Below are 23,100 nucleotides of genomic sequence, written 5' to 3' on the forward strand. Positions count from 1 at the left end.
TGACGGATGCGAATAGGCATGCGGATGCCGTTTCCCCCCGCGCAGTGCCGCTGTATAGCGCGGACCGCGATGTTGCAAAGCCACAACCCGATTGCCCCCTGGAGCGGCCCCCCGATCGTGCTCGTCGGCCTGATGGGCGTGGGCAAGACCACCGTCGGCCGCCGCCTCGCGCACCGCTTGCGGCTGCCCTTCGTCGACGCCGATCACGAGATCGAGGCGGCGTCCGGCATGAGCGTGAGCGAGATCTTCGCCAAATATGGCGAGGCCTATTTCCGCGACGGCGAGCGCCGCGTGATCGCGCGCCTGATTGACGGCACGCCGAAGGTCATCGCGACCGGCGGCGGCGCGTTCATCAACGACGAGACGCGCAGCCTGATCCTCGCCGAAGCCACCGCGATCTGGCTCAGCGCACCGCCCGAGATCCTTGTCGAGCGCGTCGGGCGTCGCAATACCCGTCCCCTGCTGCGCAACCGCGACGCGGGCCAGGTGCTTGCCGAGCTCGCGCGCGTCCGCAACCCGATCTACGCCAAGGCGCATATCCATATCGCCAGCAACAAGGCACCGCACGAGGCGACCGTTGCCTCCATCCTGAAAGCCATCGGCCTATGACCGTCATCACCGTGAATCTGGGCGCACGGACCTATCCGATCCATATCCGGGCCGGCCTGCTCGAGGAGGCCGGCGAGCATCTGGCGCCGCTCGCGCGCGGTCGGACGATGGCGATCGTCACCGACGAGAATCTGAGCGGCCACCTCGCGACGCTGCAGGCGTCACTCACGGCGCACGGTGTCGCGAGCGAGGCGATCGTGCTTTCGCCCGGCGAGGGATCGAAGAGCTGGGCGACGCTGGAACGGCTGTGCGACCGGCTGCTCGACATCGGCATCGAGCGCGGCGATCACGTCGTCGCGCTTGGCGGCGGCGTGATCGGCGATCTCGTCGGCTTTGCCTGCGCCATCCTCAAGCGCGGCTGCCGCTTCGTCCAGATCCCGACCACGCTGCTCGCGCAGGTCGACAGTTCGGTCGGCGGCAAGACCGCGATCAACACGCGTGCGGGCAAGAACCTGATCGGCGCCTTCCACCAGCCGGCGATGGTCCTGATCGATCCGCAGGTGCTCGACACGCTGCCGATCCGCGAGTTGCGCGCGGGCTATGCCGAGGTGGTGAAATACGGGCTGATCGACGACCCCGCCTTCTTCGCCTGGTGCGAGACGAACGGCGCGGCATTGCTCGCCGGCGACATCGCACTCCGGGAATACGCCATCATCCACAGCGTGTCGGCAAAGGCGCGCATCGTCGCGGCCGACGAGCATGAGACGACCGGCACGCGCGCGCTGCTCAATCTCGGCCACACCTTCGGCCATGCGCTCGAGGCCGAGACGGGCTTCTCGCAGACGCTGATCCACGGCGAGGGCGTCGCCGCGGGCTGTGCGCTGGCGTTCCGCTATTCGGCGGCCCACGGACTGTGCCCGCGCGACGAGGCCGATCGGGTGGCGGCCCATTGGCGTGCGGTTCAGCTCCCCGACGGACTGGCCGGCGCGCATGTCGCCGCGGATGGCGCGACGCTCGTCGATCATATGCGCCACGACAAGAAGATGGCGGCGGGCACCCTGCCCTTCCTGCTCGCCCGCGGGATCGGCCGGACCTATCTCGACACGACCGTCGACCTCGCCGATGTTGCCGCCTTCCTCGACGCGGAGCCCCGCTGATGCCCAATGGCGTCGCCAAGCAGAACCTGCCGACGAAGGTCTGCCCCGCCTGCGAGCGGCCGTTCACGTGGCGCAAGAAATGGGCGCGCGACTGGGATTCGGTAATCTACTGCTCGGATGCCTGCCGCAAGAAACGCTAGCGCAGCAGCAGTACCGTCAGCTGCGCGCCGCGCTCCACGCCAGCCACAGCCAGCCGCCGATGAGCAATGCGCCGCCGATCGGCGTGATCGCACCGAACCAGCGCGGCGCCCCCAGCGCCATGGCGTAGAGCGTGAGGGCGAAGATCGCCGCGCCGATGACGAACAGCCAGGCAGGCCCCCGCGCCTCCATCCGCACCGCGACCAGCGCCGCGACGACATGGATAAGTTGGTACTGCGCGCCCGTCTTCAGCCAATCTACCGCGGGACCGCTTGCGCCATGCGCACCGAACGCGCCCGCCGCGACCGCGATGGCGCCCGACAACGCCGCCAGAACCACGAGCATCATTGTGGATCATTCCCCCATGGAAAGCGCTGCGCGGTTTCGGTGCGCGCCGCGCGAATGTCGCCGGCGGCGATCTGGATGCGCAACCGCTCCTTGTCGCGCGCCCGGTAGGTTTCCTCCGCGCGATCGATCTCCGCGGGTGCGACGCCGAGCCCGCGCAGCGCAAGCCGCGCCATCTTCACCGCCGATTCGAGAACCTCGCGAACGACATAGGTCGCCGGGCCGTTCTTCAGCTTGACCAGCGTGCGGCGGTCGAACGCGCGGACATAGATCTCGGCCTTGGGAAACGCCTCGTGGATCGCCGCGATCGTCTCGGGTTCGATCTGATCGCCGTCGATGCACATGCAGATGAGTTCGGCGTCCGCCGCCCCAGCCTGGCGCAACAGGTCGAGCCGGGTGCCGTCGCCATAATAGACCTTGGCGCCGAACTCGCCCGCAATGTCGATCATCTCGATATCGGTATCGATCAGCGTGACGGGGATGCCCTGTGCCAGCAGCATCTGACCGACCGTCTGCCCAAACCGGCCATAGCCGACGATGATCGCATTGGCGCCATCGGCGACCGGACCCTCGCGATCGGTGCCCGGTGCGATCGGCTCGGTCCGGAACCGGCGGGTGATCCCCATCAGGAACGGCGTCGTCGCCATCGACAGCGTGATGATCGCGCCGAACAGGCTCGCTGCTTCCGGATCGATCAGCAGCCCCGCCTGCGCCTGTGCGAACAACACGAAGCCGAATTCGCCGCCCTGGCTCAGCAACAGGCCGAGCGCAAAGGCCTGCCGCCAGGTCATCTTGAACGCCATGCCGATCGCCATGATCACGCCGGTCTTCGTCGCGATCAACGCCGCGGCCATCGCCAGCACGAACAGCGGCCGCTCGGCGATCGCGCCGAGATCGAGCAGCATGCCGACTGCGAGGAAGAACAGCCCCAGCAGGATCGACCGGAACGGCTCGACATCGGCCTCCAACTCATGCCGATACGGACTGTCCGCGAGCATCACGCCGGCGATGAACGCGCCGAGCGCCGTCGACAGGCCGAGCCATTCCATCACTGCGGCGCTGGCGATGACCGTGAACAGCCCGGCGAACACGAACATCTCGCGCTCGCCCATATTGCCGATCAGCCGGAAGAACGGCCGCAACAGAAACCGCCCGGCGATGATCAGCCCGACGACCGCGGCGACCGTGTAGAGCGCGAGCAGCCATCCGGGCGGCGCATTCGCATCGGCAGGATTGCGGCTCATCGCCGCAACGATCGTGATCAGCGGGACGATCGACAGATCCTGGAACAACAGGATCGAGAAGGCGCGCTCGCCAAAGGGCGTCCGCATCCGCCCCGAGGATTGCAGCATCGGCAACACCTGCGCGGTCGACGACAGCGCGAGCGGCAGTCCCAAGGCGAGCGCGGCGGGCAGCGAGAAGCGCGCGCCGAGCCACACGATCGCGGTGATCGCGAGACCGCAGGCAACCACCTGCATCAGGCCCAGCCCGAAGATTTCATGCTTCATCCGCCACAGCCGGCTCGGGTTGAGCTCGAGCCCGACGATGAACAGCAGCAGCGTGATACCGAGTTCGGCAAACCCGAGCTTGGCCTCCGCGTCGCCTACCAGCCCCAGGACATGCGGCCCGACGACCGCCCCCGCGACAAGATAGCCCAGCGTCGCGCCGAGGCCGACCCTTCGGAACAGCAGTACGAACACCAGCCCGAAGCCGAGCAGGACCACCCCGTCCCGCAACAGCGACGTCGGCGTGCCGTCATGCATCAGACATCGGTCCCGGCAGGTGCGCTCGCGGGTGCCGTGACCGACACCTCCGCATGACCCGACGCAGTGTTCGCCGCGGCCTCGGCCGCCTCCGCCGCCGCTTCGAAAGCGAGGCGGATCGACGGATGCCGCGCGGTATAGTCGAGTGCAGGTGCGAAGACATCCATCCCGGGCCAGTCGGGTGCCTCGCCGGTGCGCGCGAGCCAGGCGGTGATCGCATCGCGGGCCGCCGCCAGCTCCGCAGGCGTCCGCCCTACGATGCTCGAGGCGAGCAACGACGAGGACGCCTGACCCAGCGCACAGGCGCGCACCAGCAGCCCAACCGCGGCGACGCGCCCATCCGCGCCCATATCGACGTCCACCGTCACGCGGCTGCCGCAGATCGGCGAGCGGCGTTCCGCGGTCGCCATCGGCGCGGTCAGGCGCTCATGATACGGAATAGACGCGGCAAGACGCAGGATCTCGGCATTGTAGAGGGGGGGGTTCATGGGGTCGGCTCACTTGCGGTATCGGATCGGGACGCGTTCGGCTTCGTGCCGAACACCGGTTTGCCGCGACGGCGGCGATCGACGAAATCGGCGATGCTCGCGCTCGTCGCATTGAGCAGGGGATAGGTGCGCGAGCGGGTCATCCATTCGGGCCGCCGCGCCGCACCGCCGCTCATCGTGTCGATCACCAGCGTCGCCAGCAGGAAGACGAGGCTTGCGAGGATCAGTCCCTTCAGCGCCCCGAACCCGAATCCGAGCGCGCGGTCGACCGGTCCCAGGATCGACGTCCGCGTCCGCGCACCGATCGCGTTGGCGACGAGCCGCCCGCCGATATAGGTCAGCCCGGTGATCAGCGCGAAGGCAAGGACCGCCGCACCGCTGACCGTCCCGATGACCGGCGTCAGCGCGGCCGCGACGGGGATGTGGAACAGCTTGAGCATCGCCACCATCGCGACCCAGGCGAACATCGAAAGCACCTCGGTCACGAACCCGCGAATCAGGCCGAGTACGGCGGCGCCGGCAACCGCGAGCAGGACGATGACATCGAGGGCGGTGAGGTTCATGATCTCTGGAATAGGGACGAGCGCCGCGAACCGCTAGTGCAGCCGCACGAACCGCCCGTTCATCGCCACCCCGCGGTCGCCCGCCCCGACGCCGGACGCCTCGCCCCGCCTCATCCCCGCCCGAGCATGTGGTCGACGAACGCGGCGAGCGTCTTGAACCCCGATAGCCGCATGCCGCTCTTCTCGTCGCTCATCGACGCGGGGACCAGCGCGCGCTCGAACCCAAGTTTGCTCGCTTCCTTCAGCCGCAGCGGACCGTGCGCGACCGGCCGGATCTCGCCCGACAAGGCCACCTCGCCGAACGCGACCGCATCGACCGGTACGGGACGCTCCGCCATCGCCGATATCAGCGCCGCGGCGACCGCGAGATCGGCGGCGGGATCCTGCACGCGGTACCCACCGGCAATGTTGAGATAGACCTCGGCCGACGAGAAGCTCAGCCCGCACCGCGCCTCGAGCACCGCGAGGATCATCGCCAGCCGCCCCGAATCCCATCCGACGACCGCGCGCCGCGGCGTCGCGCCGCTCGCCAGCCGCACCGTCAACGCCTGGATCTCGACCAGCACGGGTCGCGTCCCCTCCAGCGCCGGGAACACCGTCGCGCCGGTCATCGCGTCGTCGCGCGTCGTCAGGAACAGCGACGATGGGTTGCCGACCTCGGCCAGCCCCTCGGTCTGCATCGAGAAGACGCCGATCTCGTCGGTGCCGCCGAAGCGGTTCTTGATCGCGCGCAGGATCCGGTACTGGTGACTGCGCTCGCCTTCGAAGCTCAGCACCGTGTCAACCATATGTTCGAGCACGCGCGGTCCCGCGATGCTGCCGTCCTTGGTCACATGGCCGACCAGCACCACCGCGGTCCCGCGCTCCTTGGCGAACCGGATCAGCTCCTGCGCCGATGCCCGTACCTGGCTGACCGTACCGGGCGCGCCTTCGATCAGGTCGGAATGCATCGTCTGGATCGAATCGATCACCAGCATCGCCGGCGGTTTTGTCTGCAGCGTCGTCAGGATGTCGCGCGTCGAGGTCGCCGCCGCGAGCTGCACGGGCGCATTGCCGAGCCCGAGCCGCCGCGCGCGCAGCCGGACCTGGTCCGCCGCCTCCTCGCCCGAGACATAGGCCACCGACTGGCCCGCAAGCGCCATCTTCGCTGCCGCCTGCAACAGCAAGGTCGACTTGCCGATCCCGGGATCGCCGCCGATCAGCGTGGCCGACCCCTCGACAAAGCCCCCGCCCAGCGCACGGTCGAGTTCGGCGATACCGGTCGCCATCCGGTCCGGCAGCTTGATCTCCGCATCCAGCCCGACAAGCTGGATCGCACGGCCGCCGGTCTGCAGATTGTGCTTCGAATGAAACGGCGTCGCGGCGGTATTCGCCTCCTCGACCAGCGTGTTCCATTCGTGGCAGTCGGCGCATTGCCCGGCCCAGCGCGATGCGACCGATCCGCACGCCTGACACACATACCGTTTCTGAATTTTAGCCATCGCCGCGGTGTAGCCAGATAGGAACGATAAGGGAACAACGATCGCCTACGCGGCGAAACGCCACCGCCTCGGCGACAGAGGATTGTCTGGCGCTAACCGACGGGCAACGCTATCCGCCCGAGCGATGCAGCCGACCGACCTCCGCGTGGCCCTGTTTAGCGGCAACTATAATTACGTCCGCGATGGTGCGAACCAGTCGCTGAACCTGCTCGTCGGCCATTTGCTGTCGCGCGGCGTCAAGGTGCGGGTCTATTCGCCGACGGTCGCGGAGCCCGCCTTCCCCGCGATCGGCGATCTGGTCGACGTGCCGGCGATCCCGCTGGTCGGCGGACGCGGCGAATATCGCGCCGCACTTGGGATCACGCCGCGCGTCCGCCGCGACATCGACGCGTTCGCTCCCAATATCGTCCATGTCTCGGCGCCCGAGTTTCTCGGCCATGCCGCGGTCGCCTATGCGCGCAAACGCGACATCGCGACCGTTGCCTCCTTCCACACCCGGTTCGAGACCTATTTTCGCTATTACCGGCTCGGCTTCCTCGAGCCGATCGCAAAGAAGCGGCTGACGCGCTTCTACAACCGCGTGGAAGAGGTCCTGGTGCCCGGGACCAGCATGGCCGAGCTGCTCCGCGGCTGGGGCGTGAAGTCGTCGATCGGCATCTGGTCGCGCGGTATCGATCACGCGCGGTTCGACCCGGCGCGGCGCGACACGGCCTGGCGCCGGTCGCTCGGCATCGCGGACGACGAGATGGTGGTCGGGTTTCTCGGCCGGCTGGTGAAGGAAAAGGGCCTCGACGTCTTTGCCGACGTCGTCACCGAACTGCGCCGCCGGGGCGTGCCGCACCGCGTGGTCGTCGTCGGTCAGGGTCCTGCACGCGACTGGTTCGCGGGCCATGTCCCCGAAGCCGTGTTCGCCGGCTTCCAGTCGGGCGACGCGCTCGGCCGCGCAGTCGCGTCGATGGACGTGTTCTTCAATCCGAGCATCACCGAGACCTTCGGCAACGTGACGCTCGAGGCGATGGCGGCGGGCGTCCCCGTGGTCGCCGCGCGCGCGACCGGCGCGGTCGACCTGATCGAGGACGGCACGACCGGCTTCCTCGTGCCGCCCACCGATATCGGCGCCTATGCGGATGCGATCGGTCGGATCGTGTCGGATCCCGCGCTGCGGCAGTCGATGGGCGAAGCCGGACACGCCAAGGCCGCGGGCTATCGCTGGGACACGATCAACCAGACGGTACTCGACACCTATCTGGCGGTGACGGCGCGCCGGCACCGATGATCGTGGGAGTAATTGCGGGCGACGCGCACCCGTAAGGCTACGCGTCCACCCAGTCGAACGTCAGCGGCGCCTCGCGAAACGCGAACCGGTCGAGATGGCTCGACACCACGTCGCGCATCCGTTCGACATCCCCGCCCCCGGGCACCGACAGCGCGACGTCGAGCGTCTGGATGTCCGCGCGCATCTCGAGCACCGCACCACCCGGAAACGCGATACGCCCCTCCTGTTCGGTGAAGCGCACCTCCATCTTGTGGCTCCAGTGTTTGGCAAGCTGCTGAAGATACCGGCTCGCCGACTGCGTCGGCACGCGTGCGATCGACACGCTCACTTCACGCGCTCGATCTTCTGGACGACCTCGTCGATCAGCGCCGCCACCTGGTGCGCCGCCTCTTCCGAAAAGCCGTCGCCGAGCAGCCGGTCCTGCACCGCATGGCGCAGATTGCCCATCGCGCGCCGGATGGGGGCCCGATCCGCGCGTTCCCGGTGCTCGCCGACCGCCGCCAGCCGCGCCATCAACGCCGCGACCTGCTCTGCATTCTCGTCGAGATGCGTGGTGCCGGCCGGCGTGATCGCAAAGCGCTTCTTGGCGCCCTCGGACTGCTGCTCCTCGATCAGCCCCATTTCGTCGAGCAGCGTTATCGTCGGATAGACCACGCCCGGACTCGGCGCATAGGCGCCCCCGGTAAGCTCCTCGATCGCGCGGATCAGGTCATAGCCGTGGCGCGGCGAATCCGCGATCAGGCTGAGCAGGACGAGGCGCAGTTCGCCCCCGTCGAACATCCGCCGCTGCCGTCCGCCCCCCGGCCGCTCACCCTCACCCGGCCCCCAGGCGAAGGCGAAGCGCCCGCCGCCCCGACCGCCGCCATAGCCGCCGCCCATCGCGGCATGGTGTCCGTCACGATGACCGCATCCGCGGCCGTGCATGTGCATGAACATTCGAATCTCCTGTCGAGCGTATCCCGATACGTGCAAGATATATCTTCAGCTGTGCTTCGCAAGATCTACCAAGATATATCTTTCGCATGTCTTGGGCAGAGGACGCGTGGTCAGACAGTGGAACGCGAGGCTAGGCCCAGGGTGGCACAGTCGTGCGTATCGACTACATTGCAAGCATGGCCGACCTTTTCGCGGGTTTCGAACCCGCCCCCCCACCCGACGCGCATCCCGAAAACGCACCGCTCGCTGATCGCCTGCGTCCGCGGACGCTCGACGAGGTCGTTGGGCAGGATCACATCACCGGCGCAGGCGGGGCGATCGGGCGGATGGTGGCGGCGGGACGGCTGTCGTCGATTATCCTCTGGGGACCGCCCGGCACCGGCAAGACGACGATCGCGCGCCTGCTCGCCGACGCGGTCGATCTGCGGTTCGTCGCGATCTCCGCGGTCTTCTCGGGCGTGGCCGATCTGAAAAAGGCGTTTGCCGAAGCCCGCGACCACGCGCGACTGGGCAAGCGTACGCTGTTGTTCGTCGACGAGATCCACCGCTTCAATCGCGCGCAGCAGGACGGGTTTCTTCCCTATGTGGAAGACGGCACGGTGACGCTGGTCGGCGCGACGACGGAAAACCCGTCCTTCGAGCTCAACGCGGCACTGCTCAGCCGCGCGCAGGTCCTGATCCTCGAGCGACTGGGCCGCGGCGCGCTCGAACTGCTGCTGACCCGCGCGGCGACGCTGATGGACCGCTCGCTCCCGCTCACACCCGAGGCGACCGATGCGCTGATCGCCAGCGCAGACGGCGATGGACGGTTCCTGCTCAACCAGGCGGAGACATTGTTCTCGGTCGACCTGCCCGAACCACTCGACCCCGCGGGGCTGTCGAACTTCCTCCAGCGCCGCGTCGCGGTGTACGACAAGGATCGCGAAGGGCATTACAACCTCATCAGCGCGCTGCACAAATCGATCCGCGGCAGCGATCCGCAGGCGGCGCTCTATTATCTCGGACGGATGCTCACCGCGGGCGAGGAACCGCTGTTCCTGCTGCGCCGCCTGACACGCGCCGCGGTCGAGGATATCGGTCTCGCCGACCCCCAGGCGCTCGTCCAGTGTATCGCCGCCAAGGACACCTATGATTTCCTTGGTAGTCCCGAAGGCGAACTCGCGATCGCCCAGGCCTGTGTCTATCTCGCCACCGCGCCCAAATCGAACGCGGTCTACAAGGCGCAGAAGGCGGCCTGGAAATCGGCGCGCGAGACGGGGTCGCTGATGCCGCCCGCCGCGATCCGCAACGCCCCCACCAAGCTCATGCGCGATATCGGCTATGGCAAGGGCTATGCCTATGACCATGATGCCGAGAACGCCTTTTCGGGGTCGGACTATTGGCCCGACGAGATGACGCCGCAGACCTTCTACGCGCCGACCGACCGCGGGTTCGAGAAGCGTATTGCCGAGCGCCTCGCCTGGTGGGACGAACGCCGGCAGGCCAAGGACGCCTAGCCCCGCATGAACGCCTGTGAGACGACTGGACGGCCCGCGCCCCGCCGGGTCGATGTGTGCTGCGTGCGTCTTCGATGACCCCCGATCACTTCACGCAGTTCGTCGCGATCGACTGGTCCGGCGCGAAAGGACAGCGGCACAAGGGGATCGCCGTTGCGATCTGTGGCCGTGATCACGCCGCCCCGACGCTTGTCCCCGCGCCGGACGGGATCTGGTCACGCCAGGCGGTGCTCGACTGGCTGGTCGCACGCCGCGATTTGCCGTTGCTTGCCGGCTTCGACTTCAGCTTTTCCGCCCCCTTCGTGACCCGTGGTGCGCATCTGCCCGGTGAACCGCCGACCGCCGATGCCCGCGCGCTCTGGGCGATGGTCGACGCGCAGAGCGACGATGCCGATCTCGGCGCCGCATCGTTCATCGAGCGCCGCCGCGGCACGCATTTCTATCTCGGCGCGGCGGACGGGACCAAGGCGGATTTCCTGCACTGGCGTCGGTGCGAGATGCCGGACGACGGCAGCCGCAAACCTTCGACCGTGTATGACGCGATCGGCGCGGCGCAGGTCGCCAAGGCGAGCTTTGCCGGGATGCGCCTGCTGCACCGTCTCGACGGGCGGATCCCGGTCTGGCCGTTCGATGCCCCGCCGCGATCGGGCGCCGCGATCGTCGAAATCTATACCAGCATCGCCGCGCGCGCCGCGGGGCGCCCCGTCGGCCGCAGCAAGATGCGCGACGGCGCGACGCTCGACGCCGCGCTCGCAGCGCTCGGCTCCGCACCGCACCGCCCCCTCGCGCGCTATGACGACCATGCGACCGACGCGATCCTGACCGCGGCCTGGCTCCGCGCCAATGCGAAGAATGCCGATTTCTGGTGTCCTCGGGCGATGACTTCGCTTATTGCTGCAACCGAAGGCTGGACGTTCGGCGTCACCTGACGCATGAGGCGCCCGCTGCCGGTTTAGCTCAGTTGGTAGAGCGCCAGTTTTGTAAACTGGATGTCGCGGGTTCGATTCCTGCAACCGGCACCATTCCTCCACCCGACCGCACCACCGCGCGCGCCCTCAGATAGCTGTGGCGTAAAGCGCATGGTGGGTGAGGATGAAGAGCGTGTGGTTGTCGGGGCCGCCGATCACCAGCTGCAGCGGGCGGTCGGGCACGTCGATCCGCCGGACCAGCGCACCCCCGGCATCATAGACGAACACCTGCCCATTGGCGACATAGAGCCGGCCCGCGGCATCGCGCGCGACGCTTTCGCCACCGCGATCGGCCACCGGCTTCAGGTCGGTGACCTTGCCCTGCGCACCGACCAGACCGCTATAGGTGCGGTTCTCCGACGCGTTGGTCAGGACGACGCGCTCGCCGGGCCGCGCGGCAACGAAGCCGTTCGCATTGAGCGTATCCGACCAGCGCCATCCCTGATGATCGTCCGGCCCCTGGTTCCACACGCGAAAGGCAGGGAGCGCGAGCGAACCGTCGGGGGACACATAGTGCGCCGCCTTGGCCTCGCCCATCTTCGTCGCGAACAGGTCCGCCATCGTCGGATACTGATAGGTGACGGGATCGATCCGGTCCGCGAATTCCCCGTTTTCCCAGACGTTGACCGGCAGCACCGTGGCGGCATCGCTGGTCGCCGGGCCGGACGCGGCGATCGCGGTCGGCGCGATGACCTGGACGTCGGCGGGCTTTGCCGGATCGATGCTGTAGACCGTGGCATCGCGTCCCGCCGACGACAGGACCAGCAGCCGCCCCGATCGATCGACCATCAGATTGACCGGATCGAGCGGCGCCTCCGCGACGATCGACAGACCTTCGCGCTTCGACCAGCCGTGAATGCGCTGGAAATGGCGGTCGATGAAGTAGAGTTTGCCGTTCGCGTCGACTGCACCGCCGGCGATCGAATAAAAGCCGTCGGCGAGCTTCTCGACCGCCGCGGTAACCAGTGTCTTGGGCGCAGGCGCCGCGGGCACGTCGAGCCGGGCGAACTCACGCTCGCGGACCTGCTGCCCGCCGGTGATGTCCTTGATCGCGTTTTCGAAAGGATATTTGCTCGCCCGCAGGAAGGTGCCGCAGCCCTTGGCATCGCAGCTCGCAAAGCCGCTCTCCGCGTTCACATGGACGTTGCGAAAACGGATATCGCCCGACTCGTAGAGCTTGATCGCCGCATCCATCGGCTTGATCGAGCGCGTGACGCGGTAGCCGTGATAATTGGCGAACAGGATGTTGCGCGAATGACGGATCTCGGTCGAGATCGCGTCGACGCCGTCGCGAACCTCCTGCTCGGTCTGTGGTGCGAGGAATTCCCAGTTCGCGACATGATCGAGAACGATTTCGGCGCGATAATGATGCTCGGCCGACAATTGGTAGACATGGCCCGGCGTGCTGGTGTTCGACACGTGAAACCCCGCCGATGCCAGCGTGTTGGGGGACCACAAGGCGGCGAAGGTGCCGCCGCCACCGTCCGTCACCCAGATGCTGGGATATTGCCCGTCGAAGCGCGCACGCGGATCACCGAAGCCGATCGGGCTTCCCTTGGTCAGCGCGGTGCCGCCGCCGCCCTGGATCTTGACGTCGTTGACCATCGACGCCTCGCCCGCCTTCCACAGCAATGCGGTCGCGCGCGGGTTGACGCCGCCGGTCCACAGCCCCAGCCCGGACACGATCGCATCGCCCCCCTTGGCGCTTTCGATCAGCGCCTTGGGTCCCCCGACCCCCATGAAGGCCGGTGTCGCATCGGCCAGATAGAGATGCGTGAGCCCGGGATGCAGCGCGATCAGCGCGGTGTCGGGCCGGAGGCGGATCGTGTCGGTGACGCGGTAGCGCCCGGTCGGGAAATACAGCACGCGGTGCGTGTCGATCGCGCGTTGCAATGCGGCGGTATCGTCGGTCTCGTCGTCGCCTTTGACGCCGAGATCATGGACATTGGCCCAGTCCTGAACCGGCGGCATGGCCCGGATTGCGCGCGCGGGCCGAGCGGGCGAGCGAGCGAGCGGCGTCATCGCGACATCGGTCGCATAGTCGCCGATCACACCCAGCGCCGGCAGCTTCAGGCCATAGGAGAAGTCGCTGACCCGGTAGCGCGCGCCCGATCCCGCCACCGTCTTGCCGCTGTCGCGAAACCGCACGAAGACCGGGGTGTTGACCGCCACCGCATTGTCGAACCCGATCTGCGTGAAGACGCTGCCCTCGTTCGAGACGACGACGCCCGCACGCGTCACTTTTTCGAACCGGACGTCCTTCCCCCACAGCGAATCCGAATAGCCGCGATCGATCTCGATACCGACCGGCGTGTCGCGGATGACGACGTTGACCAAAGTCAGATCGACCTCATGCTCGCGGATCGCAGCATCGCGCTGCCCGGAAAACTCCGAATCGAGCAGCGTGAACTGCCAGGCGGGCGACGTCTTTTCCGACATGATGCCATAGCGCCCACCGAAGAAGCGCAGATTCTCGAAGGCATTGCCCGCCTGATAGACGCCCGCCAACCCCGATCCGATGTGAAAATCGGCATGCCGCAGATAGCCATGCTGCGCGACACGGAAGCGCACCGCGACCGCGCCCGCATTGCCCGCGCCGATCCGGAAGTCGATGTTCGACAGCGCCGAGTAGAAGGTGCTCGACGTCGCGTCGAAGATGCTCGGATCGAACGGCACGCTGGTCCGCGGCGGCACCGGCGCCTTGCCGACCCGGTATTGATCCTCGCCGGTGAAGCTGACCATCGCGGCCACCCCGGATGCGAAGCCTGCACTGTTATCCGCGAGCAGGATCTCGGGCCGGGTCGGTCCCACCCCGAACAGGCGAACCGCCGAGCGGACGAAGATCGTCCGGCTGATCCGGTACCGGCCCGATGGCAGAAAGACGACGCCGCCCTTGCCGCCCGCCGCCGCTGCGTCGATCGCCTGCTGTATCGCGGCGCTGTCATCGGCGCGACCATCGCCGACGCCGCGGACCGTGATCGCCCGCGGATCGGCCGGCGCGGTGTGATAGACCGACGTCGTCCCGGCGAACGCCGGGGTCGCGAGCAGCAGCAGCGCCGTGCCCGCCAGCCATTTCACGTCCATCATTCATCTCTCCGTGAGTGCCGCCCGGGTGCCGGCCTAATGCAGGCCGCTGATCGCTTCAGGCGCGACAAAGGTCGTAGCCGGGTCAGGCCGCCTGCAGCATGAGCGTATGCGCGAGAACCGCGACCTGCGTGCGGTTGCGCACGTTGAGCTTGCGCATCAACGCGGTCATGTGCGCCTTCACGGTCGCTTCCGCGATGCCGAGATCGAAGGCGATCTGCTTGTTGAGCAATCCCGAATGCACCCCGCGCAGCACCTTGATCTGCGTCGGCGTCAGCCGCGGCAGCGGCGCGCGCACGGCAAGCGCCTGGCCCGCGTTCGAGATCGCGTTCGAGGTCGTGGGGGCGTGCTGGATTTGCCGTGCGGTCTGGGCAGTCCCGTCCATGGTCATCCTCCTCTGCTGTCGGCTTTTCACGCCCCGGTCGATCGCCGCGGTCAAAGGCTTCTCAGTGCCCGCCCACCCATCTCTCTTGCGGAGTCGGTTGGACAGGTCCTCACTATGCCTCCGCATTTTCGCGGTGATCAAGCCTTTTCGGTGTCGTCAGACAGAAACCTGTCCTACAGCTGTCGCCAAACCGGCAGGCGAACGCGTCGCCGGATCATTGGGAGTGATGTCGATGATGCAGTCACAGCGCGGTCGCATGCGAACGAACGGCACCCATCCGTGATCGGCGGCGACCTGAGGCTCGTGATCGCAGCACTGGCGGGCATCGCGCTGGCCGTCGTGATGATCGTCCGCGGCCGGCTGCATCCCTTTATCGGCCTGTTGTGCGGCGCGTTTACCGTCGGGCTGCTGGCCGGCCTGCCGCTGCCCGACGTCGCCAAGGCGGTGCAGAAGGGTGTCGGCGACATCATCGGCGGGACCGGGCTCGTCGTCGCGCTCGGCCTGTCGCTCGGCGCGATGCTGCATTTGTCTGGGGCCGCGGCGTCGCTCGCCCGCGGCGCGCTGCAGATGACCGGCGCACGCGCCGCCCCCTGGGCAACGCTGGGCATTGCGATCGTCGTCGGCCTGCCGCTGTTCTTCGAAACCGGGCTCGTCCTGCTGCTGCCGATCGTCGTCGCCGCCGCGGAGGAAATGACGGGCGAAGACGGCCCGGTACGGGATGCCGCCAAGCTCCGGCTGATCATGCCCGCGCTGGCCGGGCTCGGCGTCGTCCATGCGCTCGTCCCGCCGCATCCGGGTCCGTTGCTGGCGGTCGAGGCGCTGGGCGCGGATCTGGGGCGGACGATGCTGTACGGCATCCTGATCGCGATCCCCACCGCGGTGATCGCGGGTCCGCTGCTGGCGAAGATCACGACTCGCGGCGTCCGGCTGGCCTCACCCGTCGCGACCGACGCCGGGCTCGCCATAGCACCGCCGCCGCGGCTCTGGTCGCTGCTGATCGTGCTGCTGCCGGTGCTGATGATCGCGACCGGCGAACTGGGCCAGATGATGCCCGCGCTGAAGGGGGCGGGCTGGCTCGTCGCGGCGAGCAACCCGGTCGTCGCGCTGCTGCTGACCAACCTCGTCGCGCTGCCGCTGCTGTTCGGGCGACGGCTGCGCGAGGCGGCGATCCAGGACGCGGTGTGGCATGAAACGATGGGCGCGGCGGGGGCAATCCTGCTGGCGATCGGCGCGGGCGGCGCACTGAAACAGGTGCTGGTGACCGCCGGGCTGTCCGACCTGCTCGCCCGAACGGTGCTGATGTACGCAATCTCCCCGCTGCTGCTGGGCTGGCTTGTCGCGGTCGCGATCCGGCTCGCGGCGGGGTCGGCGACGGTCGCGACGATCACCGCGGTCGGGATCATGCCCGGCGTCGTCGCGAACTCGGGCGTCTCCCCCGAACTCGTCGTGCTCGCGATCGGCGCGGGCTCGGTCTTCTTCAGCCATGTCAACGATCCCGGCTTCTGGCTGGTCAAAAGCTATGTCGGCACGAGTACCGCCGACACCTTCCGCACCTGGTCGCTGCTCGAGACTGCGATCTCGGTGGTCGGCCTCGTCCTCGTCCTGGCGCTGAGCTATGTCGTCTGAGATGGGACAGGATGCAGTGACGAGAGGGGGCGGGTGCCCGTGAGCGAGGGGCGGCTGGCGGATCGCGCCTATACCGCGATCGTGCGGATCATCACCGATGAGGAACTCGCGATCGGCGACCGGCTGCCATCGGAGGCGAAGCTCGCGGCGATGTTCGGCATGTCGCGGACGATCGTCCGCGAGGCGCTCGCCCGGCTCGCCTCGGACGGTATCACCCAGGCGCGGCTTGGCGCGGGCTCCTATGTCAAGCGGCGGCCGTCCGCGCGGCTCGGCACGCACATGCCGATGGATGCGCTCGCCGCGACTCTCGGCACCTATGAGGTCCGCTTCGTGCTCGAGGCGGAGGCGGCACGGCTGGCGGCGCAGCGACGCTCGGACGAACAGCTCGCGGCGATCGAGCAGGCGCTGGAAGCGTTGCGCGCGGCATTGCTGTCCAACGCGCCGGCGCACGACGAGGACTGGCTGCTCCACCGCGCGATCGTCGAGGCGACCGCCAACGCGGCGTTCCTGCCGGTGTTCGAGCATCTCCAGGATGCGGTGATGCGAATCCTGCGCGCCGGCGTGGACATATCGCGATCGCGCGCGCCGGAGGTGATCGGCGCGATGATGGACGAGCATGACGCGATCGTCGAGGCGATCCGGGCGCAGGACGCGGACGGTGCCGCGCTGGCGATGCGCTGGCATTTGTCGCAGGGCCGCAAACGTCTCATGCCCTGATTGCACCCCGAACGTTGCGACGATGGTCGTAGATGTTCCCCCCGCCGGTCCACGATAGGATCGCCGCATAACGGATTGCGGACCCGGACCGGACAGACGGCCTGGGCCATGACCGAAAGGGGATGGGATCATGGCGAAGGCCAGGCACGACCGAGATTTTGCCGCACGCATCGGCGGCACCGCGACCGGGATGATGGTGTCGGCGATCGCGCTGATCGGGACACCCGTTCTCGCCCAGACCGCCCCCCCGGCCCCGCCCCCGACCGTGACGCCGGCAACGCCGCTTGCCGAGGACAGCCCGCCGCCGGCGTCCGCGGCCGACATCGTCGTCACCGGCACGCGCATCACCACCAGCGGGTTCAACGCGCCGACGCCGACGACCGTGATCGGCGAGGAACAGATCCTCAAAAATGCCCAGCCGAACATCTTCAACGCGATCGCGCAGTTGCCGTCGCTGCAAGGCTCGACCGGCGCAGCGACCGGCACGTTCAGCACGTCGAGCGGCACGCAGGGACTGAGCTCGTTTTCGCTGCGGGGTCTTGGACCGATCCGGACGCTGACCCTGCTCGACGGGCAACGCGTCGTCGGCGCGAACGTGACGGGCGTTCCGGACATCAGCATGTTCCCACAACTGCTCGTCAAGCGCGTCGACGTCGTCACGGGCGGTGCGTCCGCTTCTTACGGCTCGGACGCGGTCGGCGGCGTGGTCAACTTCATCACCGACACGCGGTTCACCGGGTTCAAGGGCAATATCCAGGGCGGCATCACCAATTACGGCGACGATCAGCAGGCGCTGGTCCAGGCGGCGTTCGGCAAGGCGCTGCTGGGCGACCGGCTGCATCTGATCGTCAGCGCCGAATATGATCATGAGGACGGCGTCGGGCCGGGTGATTTCGGCACCGATCTCGCCAAGGGGCGCGACTGGTACCGCGCGACGACGCTGGTCAATACCGGCCAGGCGAATAACGGCCTGCCGCAGTTCAACTATCGCGACTATGCCCAGCCCTATCAATATGCGCGGTTCGGGCTGATCAACAACGGCCCGCTACAGGGGATCGCGTTCGACCAGAATGGCGCGCCGTTCAACTTCAACTACGGGTCGAACGGCCGCCCGACCGGGACGGGTGGCGTGACCGGCTGCTTCCCCGGCAACAGCTTCTGCGTCGGCGGCGACCTGTCGGGTGCACCCGGCTCGGGCGCATCGCTCAAATCCTCTCTCGAACGCCTCAACGGCTTTACCCGCGTCGGTTTCGACTTTGCCGAGAACAACGAAGCCTATGTCACCGTCAACCTCGCGCAGGTGAAGACGAGCAACCAGCCGAGCCCGGGCTATAACCGCCCCAGTCTGACCGTGCAGTGCGCCAATCCGTATCTGCCGCAGCTGATCCGCGATCGCTGTGCGACCGCCGGGATCACGCAGTTCGGCTTCGGCACGAGCAACGGCAATTTCCCCGATCCGCTGGTGCAGACCGACCGCCGCCAATACCGGTTCGTGGGCGGGCTTAAGGGGCGGTTCGATCTGGCCGGCACCGACTGGAATTATGACGGCTATTACGAACATGGCATTACGATCGCGCATATCGATGTCGAGAACACCGTGTTGCAGAACCGCTATGTCGCGGCCGCCAACGCTATCACGCTGAACGGCGCGATCGTCTGCGCCGACGCCGCCGCGCGCGCTGCCGGGTGTCAGCCGATCAACATCTTCGGCGGGTCGCCCCCCTCCGCCGCAGCGCTCGCCTATGTCACGCCGGTCAACGGACCGTTGCAGCGGACCAAGCTCACGCAGGACGTCGCCAGCCTCAACTTCTCGGGCGAACCGCTCGGCCTGTGGGCGGGGCCGCTCGCGGTCGCGTTCGGCGGCGAATATCGGCGGGAATATTACCGCGTCCACGGCGATCCCTATGGCGCCGGCGTCACTGCGCTCAGCCCCAACAGCGCCGACTATCCCGCGGACCCGCTGCTCAACTCGACTTTGGGCAGCAACTGGGCGGCGGGCAACTACAAGAACGGTGGCGGCAAATACGAGGTCTATGAAGGCTTTCTCGAGCTGAACCTGCCGCTGTTCAAGGGCGATGCAATCGGTCGCGCGAACCTGAACGGTGCGGGTCGCGTCACGCATTACAGCACGTCGGGGACGATCTGGGCGTGGAAGATCGGCGGCACCTGGGAGACGCCGCTCGACGGCATCCGCCTGCGCGCGGTGACGTCGCGCGACGTCCGCGCACCCAATTTGTCCGAACTGTTCGCCGCGCCGACCGTCACGACGCTGCCCAACTTCACCAACCCCTTCCCCCCCGGCGGCGGCGTCCAGGCGTTCCAGAACACCATCGGCAATCCGGACCTGAAGCCCGAGATCGCGCGCAATACCGAGGCCGGAATCGTCCTGTCGCACCCGTCCTGGCTGCCCGGGCTCGGCCTGTCGTTCGACTATTACAGCATCAAGCTTGACGGCGTGATCTCGACGCTGTCGGCGGACCAGATCGTGCGCTTCTGCTTCGAGGGCAATCAGGCGTTCTGCGGCGGCTTCGTCCTGAACAGCCCGACCCAGGGCGGCAATTTCATCAACGTCCAGCCATTCAACCTCGCCTCGTGGAAGACCAGCGGGTTCGACATCGAGGCGAGCTACCAGTGGAAGCGGCCGCTCGGCCTGCCGGGCAATTTCACCCTCCGCGCGCTCGGCACCAATGTCCGCGAGTTCCTCGTGAAGGCAGGCATCGCCGGTGTCGCGACGGTCGACCAGGCGGGCGCCAACAATGGGGCGACACCCGACTGGAAATGGCTCGCCACGCAGAGCTACGACAATGATCTCTTCAGTCTGACGTTGCAGGAACGCTGGTTCTCCGACGGCAATTTCGGCAACCAGTATGTCGTGTGCACGACCGCCTGCCCCGCTTCGACCGCCAATAACCCGACGATCGATTACAACACGATGAAAGGCGCCTTCTACGTCGATCTTGGCGGGTCGGTGAACCTGTCCAAGCAGGTCAGCCTGTTCTTCAAGGTCGACAACATGTTCGATCACGATCCCGAACCCGCGCCGCAGACCAATACCGGCCTCGACGTGAACCCCGCGCTCTACGACACGCTCGGCCGTATCTACCGGATCGGCATGCGCGCCCGCTTCTAGACCAGGACCCGCACCCGACCCGGCTGGCCGGTCCTACCAGCTCGGCCGGGTCAGCGCGGTGATCGCGGAGGCGGGCAGCCGCCGGGTATCGCTCGCCAGCGTGTAATGGTCGCGTCCGCCCGTTGCCGGCTGCGCCGCCGAGGCCGGTGCCGCCTGCCGGACCCCGCCGCCATCGACGACGAAGCGTTGCGCGTGTTGCGAGAGCAGCTGAACCTCCTGCGCGAGTTGCCGCGCCGCGGCGGACGTCTGCTCGACCATCGCCGCGTTCTTCTGCGTCGCCTGGTCCATGCTGCCGACCGCGGCGCTCACCTCGGTGATAGCAAGCGCCTGCGCCTGGTTGTCGGTCGCGATCTGCCGCGAAATATCCGCCGCTTCACGCCCCGAGGCGACGATCCCCGACAGCGCCTGATCGACCAATTGCACCGCGTCGACCGCCGCACCGATATCGACCTGCGTCACGGTCAGCTGGTTACGCGCGCGCTTGGCCTCTTCCTCCGCGCGCATCGCCAGCGCGGACACCAGATCGGCGACCACCGCAAAGCCACGTCCGGCATCGCCCGCGCGTCCCGCCTCGACCGCCGCGTTCATCGCCAGGACGCGGGTCTGGAACGCGATCTTGTCGAGTCCCTCGATGACGCTGTCGATCCCCTTTGCGCTATCGCTGACGCGCTCCATCGCCTGGACCGCCGTGTCGGTCTTGTGGCGTCCATGATCGAGCGCGCTCAGCGCCTGCTCGGACGTCGCCACCGACCGCGTCGCGCCCTGCGCGGTATCCTTCAGGCGATTGTCCATCTGATGGATCGCCGCCGACGTCTCCTCCAGGCTCGCCGCGGTGCTCTCGGTTCGCCGCGCCAGATCCTCGGACGCCTGCGCAATCTCGCCCGAGCCGATCTGGATCCTGGAGGCGCCCTGCGCGACCGAGCGGATCAGGTCGCGCAAGCTGGCAAGCGCGATATTGAAGTTCGCTTTCAGGTCCTCGTAGATCGCCGGATAGTCCTCGGTGATGTCGACAGTTAGATTGCCCTCGGCCACCTGCTTGAAATTCTGCGCCATGCGGTTGACCACATCGGCGTTGCGTGACGCCTCGACGTTCAGCGCAATCTGCACCCGCGCATTCTCCTGGAACGTTCCCATCGCCTTGGTCATGCGGCCGACGCAGTCGCGAAAGTTCGTGAACTCGATCGGGCTTTCGAGATCACCCGCGGCCAGCGCCTCCATACGAACGACGGTGGTGACATAGGGCACCGCGATCATTTCGCGATACGTATAGCCAAGCCCAACCGCGATCAGCGTTGCCGCAACGCCCGCGCCGATCAGCGCGGTGCCCTTAAGGATCAATCCCGCAATTGCGGTGCAGGCGACCAGAACGACGAAACTGGAAAAGGCGATCAGCAGTTTCAGGCGGATAGGCGCGTCGGCTTTGAACCATAGCATTCGGGTTATCCTTTGGGAGAGATCGAGCGGGAAAATGGCGCGCGGAACGGCGGCGTCACGGAGCCCCTGGGATGGATGGCGCGGTCGTCGCACACGGTGTTGCGGCCGGCTTCCTTGGCCCGGTAGAGCGCACGGTCCGCGCGCTCGACGAGATCGTCGGCGAGGACGTCCGCGCTGCGGTGATCCCGGCTGAGCGATGCGTGACCCACGCTGACGGTCAGTACCGGTCGCGTCCCGTCCTGGTGTTCGACACGCAGCCTCTCGACCGCCGCACGGATCGTTTCCGCCGCGGTCGCCGCAACATCGGCACCGGCACTGGGCAGCAGCACCGCGAATTCCTCGCCGCCGAAACGCGCGACCAGATCGTTGGCGCGCCGCACCGCTGACCGGATGGCGGTCGCGACGATCCGCAGGCACGCATCGCCCTGCTGATGACCATGATTATCGTTGAACCGCTTGAAATGATCGATGTCGATGAGGATCAGCGACAGGTCGTCACCCGACCGGATCACGCGGCGGACCTCCTCCGCCAGCGTCCGGTTGAACCGTCGCCGATTGGCGAGCTGGGTCAGCGCGTCGCTGAAAGCGTGATGCGCGTTTTCGAGGCGCAGCTCGACCGATTCGGTGACGTCGGTCGCGATCTTGACGATCCGTGTCGGCTTGCCGCACGCGTCGAGGATGGGGTTGTAGCTCGCCTGCAGCCAGATCGGCCGCCCGTCCCGCCCGATCCGCCGGAATTCCGATCGTATGAACTCCCCCTCGCGCAGCCGTTCCCAGAATCGGTCATAGCTGGGATCGCAGGCGTCCTCGGGGGTCACGAACATGCGGTGATGCCGGCCGCGAATGTCGGTCTCGGTATAGCCGGTGATCGCCAGATAGAGCGGATTGGCCGACAGGATCGTCCCGTCGAGCGTGAATTCGATCATCGCGGTCGATCGCGAGATCGCCTCGAGCATCTTGATATGGTCAGCGGCATGCTGATGCTCATGCGTGATATCGTCGGCGAGCTTGAACACGCGCTGCGGGACGCCGTTGCTGTCCAGCACCGGCATGTAGGTCGCCTGCAACCAGACTTCGCGACCATCCTTGGCGACGCTGCCGAACTCGGTCTGGATCAGACGCCCCTTGCGCAGCGTGTTCCAGACGGTCGCATAGTCCGCCGCCCCCGCCGCGGTCAGCCGGACGAAGCTGCTGTGATAGCAGCCGATCAGGTCGTGCGCCTCGCGACCGAAAATGCGCAGATAGCGATCATTGACCGCCAGTACCTCGCCTTCCATCGAGAATTGCACCGTCGGGATCGAACGTGCCAGCGCGTCGACGACGAACGGGGCGTTCGCCATATCCCATCTGCCGCCGCCGTCCGCGACGTTGATCTTCGTATCCATGCCGAAACTCTCGGAGTGACGGGCGTGCAACGACACGTCCGGCCTCCATTATAGGCCGGCACCATGGGGCCCCGGGCGCGTCGGCGCTTTTTTGGCGCGGTCCGGGCGACGAACCGTGCGGCCTAGGGTCAGGACCCATTGATGTGAGAGGCGCGATCTGATTCAGGTTCCGTGAGGAG

Annotated in this window: 20 protein-coding genes and 1 tRNA gene; 10 read left to right on the forward strand and 11 right to left on the reverse strand. The window is 67.3% G+C overall.

The features are described from left to right. Positions 1 to 69 precede the first annotated feature (69 nt). From IFT54_RS15470 to IFT54_RS15480, 3 genes are read left to right on the forward strand one after another with little or no spacing between them, the layout of a single operon-like run. Positions 70 to 609, forward strand: a complete 540-nt coding sequence (locus IFT54_RS15470) for a shikimate kinase (protein ID WP_031395245.1) — start codon at positions 70 to 72, stop codon at positions 607 to 609. Further along, a complete protein-coding gene (aroB, locus tag IFT54_RS15475; protein ID WP_192071277.1) occupies positions 606 to 1,706 on the forward strand; it encodes a 3-dehydroquinate synthase in 1,101 nt (366 codons plus the stop codon). The genes IFT54_RS15470 and aroB overlap by 4 nt, the downstream gene beginning before the upstream one ends. Beyond that, positions 1,706 to 1,846, forward strand: coding sequence for a DUF2256 domain-containing protein (locus IFT54_RS15480; protein ID WP_082444318.1), 141 nt, complete (start codon positions 1,706 to 1,708; stop codon positions 1,844 to 1,846). The genes aroB and IFT54_RS15480 overlap by 1 nt, the downstream gene beginning before the upstream one ends. A gap of 16 nt (positions 1,847 to 1,862) precedes the next feature. Here IFT54_RS15480 and IFT54_RS15485 read toward each other — a convergent pair whose 3' ends face one another. From IFT54_RS15485 to radA, 5 genes are all read right to left on the reverse strand, one after another. Beyond that, on the reverse strand, positions 1,863 to 2,192 hold the full coding sequence (locus tag IFT54_RS15485; RefSeq protein WP_192071278.1) for a DUF423 domain-containing protein: 330 nt from the start codon (positions 2,190 to 2,192) through the stop codon (positions 1,863 to 1,865). After that, positions 2,189 to 3,952 (reverse strand): cation:proton antiporter domain-containing protein, encoded by a 1,764-nt coding sequence (locus IFT54_RS15490; RefSeq protein WP_192071279.1) that lies wholly within the window; start codon positions 3,950 to 3,952, stop codon positions 2,189 to 2,191. Before IFT54_RS15490 ends, IFT54_RS15485 begins: the two co-directional genes overlap by 4 nt. After that, positions 3,952 to 4,440, reverse strand: coding sequence for an iron-sulfur cluster assembly scaffold protein (locus IFT54_RS15495; protein WP_192071280.1), 489 nt, complete (start codon positions 4,438 to 4,440; stop codon positions 3,952 to 3,954). The genes IFT54_RS15490 and IFT54_RS15495 overlap by 1 nt, the downstream gene beginning before the upstream one ends. After that, positions 4,437 to 5,003: a CvpA family protein gene (locus tag IFT54_RS15500; RefSeq protein ID WP_166746045.1), complete on the reverse strand. Its 567-nt coding sequence runs from the start codon at positions 5,001 to 5,003 to the stop codon at positions 4,437 to 4,439. Before IFT54_RS15500 ends, IFT54_RS15495 begins: the two co-directional genes overlap by 4 nt. Positions 5,004 to 5,113: 110 nt before the next feature. Beyond that, positions 5,114 to 6,484, reverse strand: a complete 1,371-nt coding sequence (gene radA / locus IFT54_RS15505; protein ID WP_107929806.1) for a DNA repair protein RadA — start codon at positions 6,482 to 6,484, stop codon at positions 5,114 to 5,116. A gap of 124 nt (positions 6,485 to 6,608) precedes the next feature. On the opposite strand from radA, the gene IFT54_RS15510 reads away from it, so the two are divergent. Then, positions 6,609 to 7,760, forward strand: a complete 1,152-nt coding sequence (locus IFT54_RS15510) for a glycosyltransferase family 4 protein (RefSeq protein WP_031395274.1) — start codon at positions 6,609 to 6,611, stop codon at positions 7,758 to 7,760. A 37-nt stretch (positions 7,761 to 7,797) separates the two neighbouring features. On the opposite strand, the gene IFT54_RS15515 is transcribed toward IFT54_RS15510, so the two are convergent. Next, positions 7,798 to 8,088 carry a DUF2218 domain-containing protein gene (locus IFT54_RS15515; RefSeq protein WP_192071281.1) on the reverse strand — a complete coding sequence of 97 codons (291 nt, stop codon included), beginning with the start codon at positions 8,086 to 8,088 and terminating at the stop codon, positions 7,798 to 7,800. Further along, positions 8,085 to 8,696, reverse strand: a complete 612-nt coding sequence (locus IFT54_RS15520) for a PadR family transcriptional regulator (RefSeq protein ID WP_031439614.1) — start codon at positions 8,694 to 8,696, stop codon at positions 8,085 to 8,087. The genes IFT54_RS15515 and IFT54_RS15520 overlap by 4 nt, the downstream gene beginning before the upstream one ends. A gap of 176 nt (positions 8,697 to 8,872) precedes the next feature. Here IFT54_RS15520 and IFT54_RS15525 point away from each other — a divergent pair, with 176 nt between their 5' ends. The 3 genes from IFT54_RS15525 to IFT54_RS15535 all read left to right on the forward strand — a co-directional run bounded on the left by IFT54_RS15525 (position 8,873) and on the right by IFT54_RS15535 (position 11,214). Continuing rightward, the gene (locus tag IFT54_RS15525) at positions 8,873 to 10,192 is read left to right on the forward strand and encodes a replication-associated recombination protein A (RefSeq protein WP_192071282.1); all 1,320 of its coding nucleotides are present in this window, start codon (positions 8,873 to 8,875) and stop codon (positions 10,190 to 10,192) included. Positions 10,193 to 10,266: 74 nt separating this feature from the next. Then, positions 10,267 to 11,121: a hypothetical protein gene (locus tag IFT54_RS15530; protein ID WP_192071283.1), complete on the forward strand. Its 855-nt coding sequence runs from the start codon at positions 10,267 to 10,269 to the stop codon at positions 11,119 to 11,121. Positions 11,122 to 11,138: 17 nt separating this feature from the next. Further along, positions 11,139 to 11,214 (forward strand) — tRNA-Thr (locus IFT54_RS15535). 33 nt (positions 11,215 to 11,247) lie between these two features. On the opposite strand, the gene IFT54_RS15540 is transcribed toward IFT54_RS15535, so the two are convergent. Both IFT54_RS15540 and IFT54_RS15545 read right to left on the reverse strand, forming a co-directional pair. Beyond that, a complete protein-coding gene (locus IFT54_RS15540) occupies positions 11,248 to 14,244 on the reverse strand; it encodes a glycosyl hydrolase family 28-related protein (RefSeq protein ID WP_192071304.1) in 2,997 nt (998 codons plus the stop codon). 85 nt (positions 14,245 to 14,329) lie between these two features. Beyond that, entirely contained in the window at positions 14,330 to 14,569 is a 240-nt protein-coding gene (locus tag IFT54_RS15545) for a helix-turn-helix domain-containing protein (RefSeq protein ID WP_342354844.1), read from the reverse strand. Between the two features lie 339 nt (positions 14,570 to 14,908). Between IFT54_RS15545 and IFT54_RS15550 the strand changes: the two genes are divergently transcribed. The 3 genes from IFT54_RS15550 to IFT54_RS15560 all read left to right on the forward strand — a co-directional run bounded on the left by IFT54_RS15550 (position 14,909) and on the right by IFT54_RS15560 (position 20,102). Beyond that, complete coding sequence (locus IFT54_RS15550; RefSeq protein WP_031439619.1) at positions 14,909 to 16,255, forward strand: GntP family permease; 1,347 nt, start codon at positions 14,909 to 14,911, stop codon at positions 16,253 to 16,255. A 39-nt stretch (positions 16,256 to 16,294) separates the two neighbouring features. After that, positions 16,295 to 16,972 carry a FadR/GntR family transcriptional regulator gene (locus IFT54_RS15555; RefSeq protein ID WP_037529848.1) on the forward strand — a complete coding sequence of 226 codons (678 nt, stop codon included), beginning with the start codon at positions 16,295 to 16,297 and terminating at the stop codon, positions 16,970 to 16,972. 130 nt (positions 16,973 to 17,102) lie between these two features. Beyond that, positions 17,103 to 20,102, forward strand: a complete 3,000-nt coding sequence (locus IFT54_RS15560; protein WP_244649067.1) for a TonB-dependent receptor plug domain-containing protein — start codon at positions 17,103 to 17,105, stop codon at positions 20,100 to 20,102. A gap of 33 nt (positions 20,103 to 20,135) precedes the next feature. Here the strand turns inward: IFT54_RS15560 and IFT54_RS15565 are convergent, their stop codons facing one another. Together IFT54_RS15565 and IFT54_RS15570 are read right to left on the reverse strand one after the other, a co-directional pair. Beyond that, positions 20,136 to 21,536 (reverse strand): methyl-accepting chemotaxis protein, encoded by a 1,401-nt coding sequence (locus tag IFT54_RS15565; RefSeq protein WP_192071285.1) that lies wholly within the window; start codon positions 21,534 to 21,536, stop codon positions 20,136 to 20,138. A gap of 5 nt (positions 21,537 to 21,541) precedes the next feature. Beyond that, the gene (locus IFT54_RS15570; RefSeq protein ID WP_192071286.1) at positions 21,542 to 22,921 is read right to left on the reverse strand and encodes a sensor domain-containing diguanylate cyclase; all 1,380 of its coding nucleotides are present in this window, start codon (positions 22,919 to 22,921) and stop codon (positions 21,542 to 21,544) included. Positions 22,922 to 23,100 lie beyond the last annotated feature (179 nt).

It is taken from the genome of Sphingomonas sp. CFBP 13714, from assembly GCF_014842205.1.
In the GTDB taxonomy this organism is placed as follows: Bacteria; Pseudomonadota; Alphaproteobacteria; order Sphingomonadales; family Sphingomonadaceae; genus Sphingomonas; species Sphingomonas aerolata.